10 protein-coding genes are annotated in these 14337 nt (G+C 51.5%); 2 read left to right on the top strand and 8 right to left on the bottom strand.

Annotated features, from left to right (window positions below; genetic code table 11):
* Positions 1 to 5 precede the first annotated feature (5 nt).
* The 6 genes from Undi14_RS17775 to Undi14_RS17750 form a co-directional block, all read right to left on the bottom strand.
* Complete coding sequence (locus Undi14_RS17775; protein ID WP_200181999.1) at positions 6 to 2336, bottom strand: methyl-accepting chemotaxis protein; 2331 nt, start codon at positions 2334 to 2336, stop codon at positions 6 to 8.
* A gap of 268 nt (positions 2337 to 2604) precedes the next feature.
* On the bottom strand, positions 2605 to 3798 hold the full coding sequence (locus tag Undi14_RS17770; protein ID WP_200182046.1) for a PLP-dependent aminotransferase family protein: 1194 nt from the start codon (positions 3796 to 3798) through the stop codon (positions 2605 to 2607).
* 172 nt (positions 3799 to 3970) lie between these two features.
* Complete coding sequence (locus Undi14_RS17765) at positions 3971 to 4438, bottom strand: RidA family protein (protein ID WP_200181996.1); 468 nt, start codon at positions 4436 to 4438, stop codon at positions 3971 to 3973.
* A gap of 239 nt (positions 4439 to 4677) precedes the next feature.
* The gene (locus tag Undi14_RS17760; protein WP_234030678.1) at positions 4678 to 5601 is read right to left on the bottom strand and encodes a DMT family transporter; all 924 of its coding nucleotides are present in this window, start codon (positions 5599 to 5601) and stop codon (positions 4678 to 4680) included.
* Between the two features lie 93 nt (positions 5602 to 5694).
* Complete coding sequence (locus Undi14_RS17755; RefSeq protein WP_200181994.1) at positions 5695 to 6291, bottom strand: LysE family translocator; 597 nt, start codon at positions 6289 to 6291, stop codon at positions 5695 to 5697.
* A 230-nt stretch (positions 6292 to 6521) separates the two neighbouring features.
* Positions 6522 to 6845 (bottom strand): DUF2917 domain-containing protein, encoded by a 324-nt coding sequence (locus Undi14_RS17750; RefSeq protein WP_200181992.1) that lies wholly within the window; start codon positions 6843 to 6845, stop codon positions 6522 to 6524.
* A gap of 178 nt (positions 6846 to 7023) precedes the next feature.
* On the opposite strand from Undi14_RS17750, the gene Undi14_RS17745 reads away from it, so the two are divergent.
* Together Undi14_RS17745 and cysS are read left to right on the top strand one after the other, a co-directional pair.
* On the top strand, positions 7024 to 8445 hold the full coding sequence (locus tag Undi14_RS17745; RefSeq protein WP_200181990.1) for a PLP-dependent aminotransferase family protein: 1422 nt from the start codon (positions 7024 to 7026) through the stop codon (positions 8443 to 8445).
* 319 nt (positions 8446 to 8764) lie between these two features.
* Entirely contained in the window at positions 8765 to 10138 is a 1374-nt protein-coding gene (cysS, locus tag Undi14_RS17740; protein WP_200181988.1) for a cysteine--tRNA ligase, read from the top strand.
* Positions 10139 to 10298: 160 nt separating this feature from the next.
* On the opposite strand, the gene Undi14_RS17735 is transcribed toward cysS, so the two are convergent.
* A complete protein-coding gene (locus Undi14_RS17735; protein WP_200181986.1) occupies positions 10299 to 11504 on the bottom strand; it encodes a S9 family peptidase in 1206 nt (401 codons plus the stop codon).
* Positions 11505 to 11800: 296 nt separating this feature from the next.
* Entirely contained in the window at positions 11801 to 14017 is a 2217-nt protein-coding gene (locus tag Undi14_RS17730; RefSeq protein WP_234030677.1) for a TonB-dependent siderophore receptor, read from the bottom strand.
* Positions 14018 to 14337: the final 320 nt, after the last annotated feature.

Genomic DNA, 14337 nt, shown 5'->3' with positions numbered 1-14337 from the left:
CGAACTCAGTTAAATCCCAGCCGTTTAATTGCCGATAGCACCAGCACAACCTCGGTGGTAGCTGCCGAAAATGCGGTTCCATGGCTCAAGGCATCTTCTGCCTGCTCATGTTTCCCGCTATTAATCAGTTCGCCAACCTGACCTGCCACTCTGTGAAAGCGGGCATGATTTTCAACCAGCGTTGTGAATGACTGCCTTTCGCGCAAACGCTGACCGTCAGAATAAATCCATTTCCCAAGGGCGCAACAATCGTCGCGGCACAGGGTTTTCACATCCACATGGGCAGATTTTTCAATTGCATCACGCAATTTCACCTTCCACAGACGGTGCGCATCAATGATACCGTCAATGTCAATGCCTTCAACGATAACGGGCTGCTTATTCCCCGGCAAGCGGAATTCATCCACTTGCGCCGCCAGTCTGACAGCGACACTGCGCTGAGAATTCGCCGCTGTTGCAGCCTGTTCCACCAGATTCGCGTTGGCCTGCGTGTTACGGTCAAGCTCGCTGACCGCTTCACCTATCTGCGCGACACCCATACTTTGCTCACGCGCACCATTCGCCACATCATCGAGTAACACTTTGATTCTGTCTGCATTCGCGACGATTTCATTCATGGTCTCGCCTGCAGTCTGAACGACGATCGTTCCTGCCGAGATTTCAGTCGTGGTGCCTGAAATTAAGGTTTTAATTTCTTTTGCGGCTTCCGCACTACGCCCTGCCAGCGCCCGGACTTCTGATGCCACAACAGCAAAGCCCCTTCCTTGTTCGCCTGCACGCGCTGCTTCCACTGCCGCATTCAAGGCCAGAATATTGGTCTGAAATGCGATGCCATCAATCACGCTGATGATGTCGCTGATTTTTCTGGAAGAATCCTGTATTCCTTCCATGGTCTTGACCACACTGTGCATCACGTCACCGCCACGTGTCGCCGTTGCAGCGTTTTCTATTGCAATCAGTGATGCCTGACGCACAGAATCTGCCGTCATCTGCACGGTCGAGGTGGTTTCTTCCAATGCTGCAGAAGACTCTTCCAGCGCGGAAGCCGCAGATTCAGTCCGCGCAGATAAATCCAGCGTACCCTGTGCAATTTCTATACTGGAGGCGACTACACTATCACTGGCAATCTGCACCTGCTGCACAGTATCGCGCAGAGATTTCTGCATATTACTCAGCTCTTTGAGTATGGAAGCAATTTCATCCCTGCCCACGCTGCTGATTTCAGTACGCAAGTCCCCCATAGAGATATTAATCAGTTGATTTTTGACTTTCGCTATTCCGGCTTTCATTGAATTATAAAAGCCGATGAACAGATAAGCCGCGATACAAAGACTGAAAATGGAGACAAGCAGCGTTGTCAGCAAATGGCGCTTAATTGCTGCCTCGCGCTCAGCCAGCATGGCATCGAGTACGGATAAATTTTTTCCTACCTGCACAAACTGACTCTGCAGACTGCCGTTCACGGTACGGACGTAATCTGCCTGCTCTGCGACAACAACCGCCGTGCCCGGTGCAAAATTCTTTTTCGCCGTGCTGATTAATTTGTCGGTAATCTCTTCTGCCGAGTCAGACAGCATAGAAAAATGACGTGGAGCAGCAAGCTTCACCGTCGCAAGATCTTCAGCGACCAATTTTCGTTCATGTTCGATCAGCGCTGTATTCGCAGCGATTTTTACCGCCAGCTCTGGAGTTACTTCTGCTGATTTATACGCAGCACGACCCAGACGCCCCAAATCGGAAACATTCAACAGTATTCCGGGTGTGCGCAGCAGCAAAGCGCTCATCAGATGATACGAAGCCAACTCCGGATCCAGAGCCAGGCTGGAACCGTTATTCACTTTATTCTGTAAAACAACCAGGCTCTGAAACAATGCAGTGACGTTCTGATAGGCTTCATCGGGATTGTTATTTGTTCCCTGCGCAGCTTGCAGCGCCGCTTTCGACGAATTCAGTGCCGTCGTACTACCGATTTCAGCTCCTGCTTCGCGATCTATCTCTTCGACTTTTTTGAATACATTTTCGAAACTGGCACGCATCTCATCAACCCGCGCACCAGGATCGCCCAGTATCTGCAAACGTGTGTGATAGCGCCAGTTAATCGCCGCCTCCATCGCGGCATACAATGACTTTGAATAACGAACACCGGCACGCTCTTTCTTTGCAAATGTCAGATCCTGATTAACGGCATTCAAATAAGAAACCGACAAACAAAGCACCGGTAACATAAACGCTGCGCTGATCAGCAACATCTTTCCTGGAAATTTTAACTGCCCCATCAACACGGAACCGGGATGCCATAAGCCTGAGTTTAAAAGACGTTGAATCAATGTTTTCATGTGCGAAGATAGTCTGGAATAATTGCGTAAGCCTTCTATGGTACTTCTTATAAGCAGTATGAAATTATCACAATCGTATTTTTTAACGACATTCAACAATCATTAAACAATTATTGATTTTACTTAAACTGACTGCGGCAAACACTTGCGAAAAATGGTGGGTGTGCTTCCTCTTTTTCCGGGCACTACCTTAAGGCGAGCATCCGTGAATCCATAAATAAAAAAGGCACCACAACGGTGCCTTTTTTGAGAACAACAGCATCGATTTTTATAATCTGGCCTGAATCAGCTTACCTAATTTTTCAACGCCTTCATTGATACGTTCCGGCGAGACGGTGACGAACGATAAGCGCATGGTATTTTTTGCCGGATTATTCGCATAGAACGGACCGCCCGGAACAAAAGCCACGTTCTGCTTGATCGCCTCATCCAGCAACTCGTTACTATCGATGTGTGAGGGCAAAGTGATCCAGATAAACATACCGCCCTCTGGCTTCGTCCACTCAACACTGGCCGGGAAAAACTTCGTCAATGCATCCAGCATCACCTGACACTGGCGGGCGTAAAACGTGCGGATGGTAGGAATGTGCTCACCAAGGAAACCGTCCTTGATCACTTCATACACCGCCATTTGCGTCAGTTGTGACGTGTGCAGATCAGCCGCCTGTTTGGCCTGTTCCAGCTTACGAATCAGCTTTGTCGGGCCAACCACGTAACCAAGGCGAATACCCGGCGTCAGCACTTTGGAGAATGAGCCCATGTAAATCACGCCATCCGGATTCATGTTCAGCATCTTAGGCAAAGGCTCGCCGGAATAGCACAAATCACCATACGGATTATCTTCAATCAACGGAATACCCATGCGCGCGCAGATCTCGACGAGTTCAATGCGGCGTTCCAGCGACATCGTACGCCCGGTCGGGTTCTGGAAGTTCGGCAAGGCATACATCAGACGTGCGCCCTCACCTTTGGCAGAGACGGAAGAAGGGATCAATCCATGCTCATCAGTGTCGACAGAAACGAACTCTGGCTGATACACAGAAAATGCCTGCAACGCGCCGAGATAGCTCGGTGTTTCAACAAGTATCTTGCTGCCTTCATCAATCAGCACTTTGCCCAGCAAATCCAGTCCTTGTTGCGAGCCGGACACCATCAGTATCTGATCGGGTGTGATCTTGCAATCGGCGGTCGACAAAGAATTTGCCAGAAACTCGCGCAATGGTGCATAACCATCGCTGGTGCCGTATTGCAGAGCAGACTTACCTTGTGTCGCCAATACTTTATCAAATGCAGCCTGCATGCGTTCCACCGGAAAGGTTTCAGGTGAAGGCAGGCCGCCGGCAAAAGAAATGACTTCAGGGCGCGACGTCACTTTCAAAATCTCGCGTATCACAGAGCTTTGCAGTTGCTCAGCGCGTTCGGAAAACTTCCAATTGATAGGGGTAGGATTTTTAAGTTTCATGCTGGTCTCACTAGAAGTCATACCTTTTCAGGTAAAAAATATTGTTATCTGTCAGGTGCCGCTGCATCGCAAATGGCTGCAGCGGAAACACCTTGACATACATAAACCGGATACGGACTGCGGGTGCAAAACAGAGCGATAATTAAACGATGTAGCGCTGATAAGCAGGCAGTTAAGCCACTTCAACGATCAGTTCAATTTCAACGCAGGCACCCATAGGAATCTGCGCCACACCGAATGCGGAGCGCGCATGTTTGCCCTGATCGCCGAATACTTCCACCAGCAATTCAGAAGCGCCATTCGTAACCAGATGCTGTTCGGTAAAGTCTGGTGTGGAATTCACCAGGCTCATCAGTTTGACGATGCGTGTCACGCGGGTCAGATCACCGCCGCAGGCGGCATTGAGTGTCGCAATCAGATCAATCGCGACGGCGCGCGCAGCTTGTTTGCCTTCTTCTGTCGTGACATTTTTACCGAGCTGACCAGCCCAGACTTTGCCGTCTTTTTTGGCGATATGACCGGAAATAAAAATCGTTTTCCCGGTTTGCGCATACATCACATACGCAGCGGCTGGCGTTGCCACGGCTGGCAATTCTATATTCAGTGCTTTGAGTTTTTCGTAAATTGACGATTTCGACATAGTGATTCCTGAAAAAGTAAGCCAGTCATTTACCGGCTTACTTGTATTAAATATATAAACGGTTTTTTATGCGGCAATCTGACCGGCGGCAATCAACATTCGATCCACATTACGTACGCCAACGGCACACTGCTACGATAACCAAGCCTGCTATTGTAAGCCTGCCTCACAACGATTAACACCCCAAAATCGGCTGTGCTGCATGATTTCCCCGATCCACATTCCAATTTGATCACATTTCAGCGATGAATTTTCATCCGCCTTCCCAGCCCCACGGTCACAATTACCGCCAGCGCAAAGCCCATGTTTGTCCAGCTGAGCGTCTCGCCCATAATCACCGCTGCCCCGAACAAACTCATAAACGGTTGCAGTAACTGTATCTGCCCGACCCGCGCGATTCCTCCGATGGCCAAGCCTTTGTACCAGAACAGAAAGCCAATAAACATGGAAAACACCGACACATAGGCAAACCCGCTCCAGACGACGGGTGAAGCATGCAAGCCATGCTGCCACACGCTCCAGATACTAAGGCCAAGCGTGACCGGAAGAATCAGTATCAAAGCCCACGCAATGACCTGCAAACCGCCCATGCGCTGCGCCAGACGCCCGCCTTCGGCATAGCCCATTGCTGCGGCAAGCACAGCACCAAACAAGGCCAGATCAGCCCATTGCAAATGGCCGGCGCCCTGCATCAGCGCAAACACAATCACCAGCGCGCTGCCGATGACTGCCATCAACCAGAATCCCGGCGACGGCCGTTCATGAAAACGTATTGCGGCAAACAAGGCCGTTGCCAACGGCAGAATACCGAGCACAATCGCACCGTGCGCAGCAGGAACATACTGCATTGCCCAGGTGCTGCACAAAGGAAAACCGATGACCACCCCGACGGCAGTAATCAACAAGGCTTTCAGATCGGCATAATCCGGCAGACGCGCTTTTTGCATCCACAACAAAATCGCCGCCAGCAATGCAGCGACCACGGCGCGTCCCATGGCGACAAACACAGGATCAAGCTCGGTCACAGCAAGTCTGGTGAACGGCAAGGTCAGGCTGAAAATGGCAACACCTGCCAATCCCAGCCACATGCCTTTCACCTCTTGGCGGTTTTGCTCTGCCGCTGCCGCTGCTGCTGCTGCCGCTGTCGTAGTTGCTGTTGTCATCGTATTTTTTGCGTCCTGTGTTGTGCTGTTTCAAAAACAGCGGTAAAGATGATTTCTGATTGCAGGCAATCTCAATGCCAGCCGTTGTCGCGCTTACAGGCTGAACATCCAGACTGCGGTCAGCGCCAGCGAAATTCCCATCAGTAGATTAAAACTGCGCAGGCGCTGGCCTTGTGACAGCCAGTGCCGCAAACGATCGCCCATCCATGCCCACGTCAGCAAACTCAGCGCACTGGGCAAGGCGAAGCCAATGCTCATCCAGCCCATTCTTGACATGAAATCGTGCTGACCAATCGCATACGTCGAAGTGGCGGCCACCAACATCATCCAGGCTTTCGGATTCACGATCTGAAACAAGGCTGCTTCCTGCACACTCAGCGGTTGCATGCTTTTGCTGTCAGACAGGCTCGCGGAAAAACACAAACGCCAGGCCAGCCACAACAAATAGCCATTCCCCGCCACTTTCATCAATACCACCAGCACCGGTGCTCCCTGTAAAACTGCCGCGCCGCCCATGCCGACCGCCCACATCATCAGCACAAAGCCGAGCGGCACGCCCATCACTTGCGGCAACGCGGCACGTAAGCCGTGATTGACACCCGTGGTCGCAGCAATCGCGACATTCGGGCCGGGCGTGAATGAGCCTATCCAGGCAAAAATCGAGAAGGCAATAAATTCAGTTAAAGGCATACAGCCATCCTAAGATTTTATCTGTCCTGCATCGTCGGTATTTGCCAGAATGCATGTATCTGCATAACAACGGATGCAACGCAAGGCAGCGTTTTATTACTTAAATTTGCTTAAATATACTGGGGGGAGTATCTGTAGAGCCCCTTATTTTCTGCAGGGATTAAGCTGCTTTTGGCAGATACTCCCTCTTTTTCTGATTCTGCGAGATCACAGAACAGAAAAGGAACACATTACCCGGCAACCGTCGCCACTGCTTTTGTCAGCTGATTCAGCGCTGTCTGCGCAGTCACCGGCAACGTGGCGGCGTGATGCAGATCGGCCGTCAGCATGCTCAGCTCAGACACTTCCTTTCCATCAGCCTCGATCACCGCGTGACGCAATGGTGGTAGTTGCAACAGATCACCGGCACGCAACCAGTAATCAGTCTCGTCGCCTTCCACCGTCACCCATACCAGACCACGATGGATATGCAGGTACAGCATGTGTTCCGGGGCGACAGAAATCAGTGTTCCGGGCGCTAATTGTTGTATTGCTGGAAAATCGGTAGATGGCATGATGTCTCCTTGTCAGCCAATGGCAACGGGAAAGATTTCTGCCCGCTTTTTAATCAGTGTTTGTGTTATCCTAAACGCAAAAACCAATACAGTACCAGTACACTAAAACCGATAATTTACACACTGTTCCGGTCGTTTATCCAATACACATCTTTTGATTGCCCGCAGGAGACGCTTCATGCAAACGCCGATGTTTTATATTTCCCGTGATGCGGGCAGCTCTCTGGTCGAGCAGATTGTCACCGCAGTGGCAAATCGTATCGACGACAAGTTGCTGCGCACCGGCGCGCGTATGCCGTCGATACGCCAGTTTGCAGATGAGCAGAATGTCTCGCGCTTTACTGTGGTCGAAGCCTATGATCGTCTGGTCGCAAAGGGCTATCTGGAATCACGCCGTGGTGCTGGTTTTTTTGTGCGCGAACGCGCGTCAATGCTGAGCAATGCAACGACAAATCCACAGATTGCGGCACCGGCACAACAACTTGACGTGGTGTGGTTGGTACGCAATATGTTCCGGCAATTGCCGCCGCAAAAAATGCCCGGTTCCGGCGTTCTGCCGCACGACTGGCTCGATGGTGAACTGGTCGCCAATGGCTTGCGTGCGATCAGCCGGCTGAATCAGAATTTACTGCTGCACTATGGAACGCCGCAAGGCTTCCTGCCGCTACGGCAGCAGTTGCAACTGAAACTCGCCGAGCTGGAAATTGCCGCCTCACCAGAGCAAATTGTCATGACGAGCGGCATCACTCAGGCACTCGATCTGGTGGCGCGCGAATTCACCCGCCCCGGCGACACGATTTTTGTCGATGATCCGGCCTGGTTCCTGATGTTTGGCTCGTTCGCGATACTTGGCGCCAAGGTGGTTGGCATACCACGGTTGCAAGACGGGCCAGACGTGGCGAAACTCGCTGAGCTGGCGGCCATCCACAAACCCAAGCTGTACATTATCAATTCGGTGATGCATAACCCGACATCATCCTCGCTGTCGGCAGCGAAAGCGTTTCAGGTATTGAAAACCGCCGAGCAACATGATTTCATGATCGTCGAAGACGATATTTACTGCGACATGCACCCCGGCACAGCCGTTCAGTCAGCCACGCGGATATCGGCGCTCGATCAGCTCAACCGCGTGATTTATCTGGGGGGGTTTTCCAAAACACTGGCAGCAAATTTACGGGTCGGCTTTATCGCCACCTCGCCGGAAATCGCGCTGCGGCTATCAGATCGCAAGATGCTCTCGACGCTGACAACGACAGAAATCGGTGAACGTGTGGTGTATAAAATTCTGTCGGAAGGCCATTACCGCAAACACGTTGACCGCATCCGCGTCAAACTCGACGGCGTGCGTGACGACATCACCAAACGACTCGACAACATCGGCATCAAAGTCGATTACCGCACACCGGCAGGCATGTTTCTGTGGACAGAAACCGGCGTCGATACCAATAAACTGACAGAGAAAGCCTTTGAGCAAGGCTATCTGCTGACACCCGGCAGCCTGTTTTCGCCACATCAGATGCCATCGACCAAAATGCGCTTCAACATCGCCGCCATGAGCGACCCCGGCGTGTGGGAATTTCTGAAAAAGGAATTGAAGTAAGACGGCATTGCATTACTGGCGGTGGCTGCCTCAACGTACAGTCACGGCGTTATTCCGTCCCTCAGATTAGGCTTTAAGAGCATATCTATGCTACATTCTCACTCTGCTTTTTACTATTCCACACCCAAATTATGCCTTTGACGCAACGCTTAGCTGAAAAATTGACAGAGACTTGTTCTGTATTCAGCACGTCTGCAACTGGCTATTGTTGCTGTTGTTGAATCTGCCCGATTTCCCGCCGGTGTTTGCACTACAAACATTGAGCGACCAGGTTTCATGACACCGTTTCATTCTTCTCTCTATTCATTTGCACACAACGATGGACATACTTCTTTACGATAACTGGGAACGCCGCCTGCGCCCTTTCACACCTTTGCGCAATGACTGGGTGGGGCTGTATTGCTGCGGCCCGACCGTGTATGACTACGCTCACATCGGCAATCTGCGCACCTATCTGTTTGAAGACATCCTGCGCCGCACGCTGGAATGGAACGGCTACAACGTGCGCCATGTGATCAACATCACCGACGTCGGCCATCTGGTATCCGATGGCGACGATGGCGAAGACAAAATGGAAAAAGGCAGCCGCAAAGCCGGTGAATCGGCATGGCAGATCGCCGACCGTTTTACCATCGCTTTCAAGAACGATCTGAACAGCCTGAACGTGCTGGAACCTGCCATCTGGTGCAAAGCGACCGATCATATCGCCGAGCAGATCGACTTTATCTCTTGCATAGAAAAAAACGGCTACACCTACCGCACCAGTGACGGCATCTATTTCGATACCAGCAAGCAGGATGATTACGGCTATCTGGCACGCATCAAACGCGATGCCATCAAAGCTGGCAGCCGCGTGGAACTTGGTGAAAAACGTCATGCCACCGATTTCGCTTTATGGAAATTCAGCCCTGAAAACGAACAACGCCAGATGGAATGGGACAGCCCATGGGGGCGCGGCTTTCCGGGTTGGCATATCGAATGCTCGGCGATGTCGGCCAAATATCTGACGCCGTGGTTTGATATCCATTGCGGTGGCGAAGACCACATCGCGATTCATCACAGCAATGAGATCGCACAAAATCAGGCTTGCCACGGCACCCGTCTGGCGAATTTCTGGATGCATGGTTATTTCCTGCAAATCGATTCCGGCAAGATGTCGAAATCGAGCGGTGATTTCCTGCGCCTGCAAACCCTGCTCGATCAGCATATCGACCCATTGGCCTATCGCTATCTGTGCCTGACTGCGCACTACCGCAGCCAGATGCAATTCAGCTTTGAGGCTTTGCTATCGGCGCAAACCGCCTTGCAGCGTCTGCGCGACACGTTTTATGCGTGGCCTGCTGGTGGCAGCGTGAATGCCGGATTCAAAGAAAAATTCACCACATTTGTGAATGAAGATCTGAACGTGCCGCGCGCATTGGCATTGGTCTGGGAAATGATGAAAGCAGATCTCAGCGATGCAGATAAAAAAGCAACGGTTGCTGAATTTGATCGCGTCTTTGGACTCGGACTCGCCAGTTGGGAACCACGCGCATTGGAAATTCCTGCCGAAGTACAAAGCCTTGCCGAACAACGCCTGGCCGCCCGCGCCGCTAAAAACTGGGCAGAAGCCGACCGCCTGCGCGCCGAACTGCACGCACTCGGATTCGAGGTCGAAGACAAGGCAGGCAGCATGAATATCAAGCGTTTGTAATGCCACTCAAAAACGCAAGATTCAAATTCACTGATGTGAAATAAAAAAACGCCGCAGATTAATTTGCGGCGTTTTTTTATTGTGCTGATCGATGTTCAGTAGATGCGTCGTCCACCGGCTCTGTTCAATACACAATCGATATCAGTAAAAAATACATCCATTACAAACCACGAGCCAAAGCGCCAAGCCGGGTAATGTCATTGATCAAAAACGAGGGAACACAAGCGATATGCTCAGAAGGTTTCGCTGAACAATCCGTGCGTTCTAACAGAGATGTTGCGCCCCGTTTTGTCATGGCCTGAAATGCGGACTCCGTATTGGCATAAGTCACCGTCGTATCGTCCCGCCCGTGAAAAAACTGAATCGGTGATTGAGGCGTCCAGTCGTTGACATTACTTTGTATTCGAATGCTGGCATCGTCATCGTTGAGGAAATTATCAAGAAATGTCGGATCAAAGCTGATGTCACTCTGACTGCCCAAGGCTGAAGAAAGCAGCAACTTACGCACATTCGCTCTGTCATTAGCGCCAAGCAGTTTCAGAAACCCCGGACTGATCAGCGCGCCAAGAATCGGATTTTCTTTACGAACGCTATCGAGCATCGTATTCAACGTCAGTATCACGTCGTAGGGACCAGCACCGATATAGGTACTGACTGGCAAAGTGGCGTTTGCTGCTCTGTTTTGCGTCATGAAACGCAATGTCGCCATGGATGCGTAAGCCCCTTCTGAATAGCCCGTTAAAAACACCTGACCGTTGTCAGCGATGGATTTCATCTGACGCCAGCGCGAAGTCGCCGTCATGAAATCGACGACGGAAACAGCCGTCGGTGTTGCCTGCAAATACGGGTGTGACAATCCTTTGGTGATGCCATAACCGACATAATCGGCAGCACTGACGAGGTAACCCAGCGAAGCGAACAATACCGCAGGCTCATCCGCCGTAGCATGGTTACTTGGTGCTTCCGCGTCCGTTTTAATGGTTGCGTGCTGATAGCTTAATACCGGACTGGACAGGCCGCCGGTCTTGCGCGGAATAGCCGCAAGACCAGACGCAATCACGCTGCGCCCTGCTGCATCGGAAGTGGTATAGGTGATTTTATAGGTGTCGACGGAATACAGCGGTCTGATTGCGACAGCGACATCTTTGTTCAGTGCTGCAGCCACATCTGCGACATTGACCGTTTGAATAAAAGTCGCTGCCTCAAAATGGCCTGCGCCAATTGGATTCGGCACTTCTGGGGTGATGACCGGCGTCACGGTCGGGCTTGAAGAACCACCACCACAACCGGCGACGAGAGCGGACATCGCCATCGTGATCGGTAGTAATGTGCAACGTAAAAACGGGTGTAAAAATTGCGACATCATATTCACTCCAATGAGGATGCATACATACACAGACATGCATCCAATTTACGAACCAGATCAGGCACCGCTGGCGACGACTTGCAGGTGATAGCGCTGGCGACAACACAAAAATACGAACGCCATTATTCGCCCCCCTAAACTGCAACAGTCAGATGGATTATAACAATTAATAAAATTACTACAATTACTCCGAGGAAATCTGTTGATGTTGTCAGTTTAAAAAAAGCGCCATGACATCAACGTCCGGCGTTTTTTTATTAATGAATGCATCGCAAAATTTTTCTCAGTTCCATGCGTCACAACGCCTTCTCCAGCAATAACCTGATACCGGTTTGCCGGGGTGTGGCAACCGATCTCGTCTGACTGCCCTGATTCACGTAAGCATCGTCCGACACTGCTGTCTGGTGCAGTGCGTTGGTGAGCGACACGCGCAGTTGCGTGCCGGATGCCAGTTTCCACAGGGTGTAAAGATCGAGCATGCGTGTGACGCTGGTATAGCTGCTGAGCATGGCAGAATTCTGCACGCGGCCGCCGCCCTGAAAATTGAAATTCAAGCCCATGCTGTGCGCGTCGTTGCGTCGATAATCCATGCCCAGATTCGCGGTCAGCGGCACCTGACTGCTCAGGCGATTATCCGGTCCCGGCACGCTGTCGAGACGCGACCAGTTACGTGCCGCATTGAGGCGAATATCGATAGCGGGTGCCTGCGCGAACCACAGCGTCAGCGGCAATTTCACATCCATTTCTATGCCATAAACTTTCGCCCTTCCCTGATTATCCGGCGACGTCACCCACTCGCCGTTCTGGCGGAATAGCTGAAACGTGGTGACATTCTGAATGCGACGAGCAAAGCTGGAAATACTCAGCATGCTGCTTTTGTCGAAGTAATGTTCATACGCCACATCCATGCCCCAGGCGAGTTCCGGCAGCAAATTGGGATTGCCCTGGAAATCGGAATTGGTCGGGCCATTGGCGTTATTCACGGTGTAACGCCGTGGTACCAGATTGCGCGTCACCGGGGCTTTATACGTGCGCGACAAGGCGAACCGCAGCTGATCTTTTTCTGTGCCCGGTAATTTCCACAAGGTCTGTATGACCGGGCTCCAGACGCTGGAACTGGTGTTGGTATCAACCATCGTGCGGCCTTGTATCGCGGTGCGCAAGCCTTCCCAGCGCAGCCCCAGATACGCTTGCCACTGACGAGAAATATCCCACTCATCCTGCGCAAACAAGGCCAGACGACGCACGTCAGCGCGGTAGTTTTCATCCAGAAAATTGATGCTGCCGGGTGCACTGCCCGGCGCGTTGTGATCGTATTGCAGGCGTTGTTCGCTGCGCCGTATCAGCCCGCCATCCCAGCCGAAGGCGAGACTGTGTTCATCATTAAAACGCCACAGATATTTGCCGCTGGCCGTCAGACTCTGATCAATCGCATCTGACACCACGTTACGGATGAACGGTGAATTCACCGTTGTTGAATAACCGTCAAAATAATAATCGCTGACGCGCTTGTTGTAGTTCAGGCCCAGCTTACTGTCGAGCCGCGCGTCGGGGCTGAAACGATGATTCCAGCTCAGATCGCTGCGGATGCCGGTAATGTCTGCGCTGGAACGGTAATCGTTGCGTGGATAAGTCGACGAAGAACCAGACAAGGTCGTTTCGCCATTGCGTCCGGCCATCGTGCTCTGGCTGAATTCCAGCAAGCTTTGTGAGGTCAGCTGATCGCCATCTGCCATCGTCCAGTTCAGACGTGGCGCCAGACTGATTTTATTGGTCTTGAATTCTATGTGTTCATGAAACTGGCGCAGGTCCGTTAGATTCCCGGCGGCATCGCGTATCGTTTCCGTGGTCACAGGTTCTGAGCGGTTACGGCTCTGATTCAGGTTTGCATTCAGTGAATACGACAGGCCTTCGTTCTTATCAGCGAATTCAAAAGTGGCGCCCGGCGCTGTCGCACCATCGACATAGCTGGCACTCAGTTTGACCTGTCTGGATGCACGGGAAACGCCTTTACGCAAGACGATATTGATGCTGCCGGCAATCGCCTGCGCGCTGAATTCAGCCGTCGTGGTGCGCATAATTTCGATACGCTCGATCAGATCCGGCGACAAACTGTCGATAGAAAATCCACCCGGTACCGGCTCGCCATTCACCATGATTTGCGTATAACCTGCCCCCAGACCGCGCATACGGATGTCGCTACCAACAACGGACACGCCGGGCAGACGTTTCATCACGTCAGCGATGGCGGTATCACCGAATTGCATCAGCTCGTCACGCCCGACAACAATTTTTGCCGCCGTATCATTGCGCCGCTGCCTGGTAGCGCCGGGGCCGGACACTTCAACACTTTGTACTTTGTCGGCAGGCTTTTCAGTTTTTTGTTGATCCCGTTTTTCTTCGTCTGCTGCGCTCGCAAGATCCGGCAACATCACTGACAAGGTCAGCAGCAAAGGCAGAAGCCGGGGCGAAAAGTGGTCGGCGAGAAATTCCGGATAAAAGCGAAAAGGCATAAATGAAAAGTCAAAATGGACGTTTGCAACACCGGATTGGTATTGGCTCAGTGCCGCATTTTACGTTGCCTTCAGGGAAAGAAAAATGTAATTCAGAAAAATTTCGCTGCCAGGTTTGCCGGGATACATCGTCACTTATCAACACTGGCAAAAAGAAACATCAGCACAGCTAAAAACAATGCTGAGAAAGAGCAGAAAAAAGTAAGCGCGCAAGCCCATATCCGCTCCAAAAAAAGAGGTTTTTGGGGGAGTATCCTTCGATTTACGCGTCATCTCCTTATAAACAAAGGCGATCAAAATATACTCCCGGGAGTATATTT

The organism is Undibacterium sp. 14-3-2, assembly GCF_016595265.1.
In the GTDB taxonomy this organism is placed as follows: domain Bacteria; phylum Pseudomonadota; class Gammaproteobacteria; order Burkholderiales; family Burkholderiaceae_D; genus Undibacterium; species Undibacterium aquatile.
The sequence above is the reverse complement of the archived record's forward strand: the minus strand, read 5'-3'. Positions and strand labels throughout refer to the sequence as shown.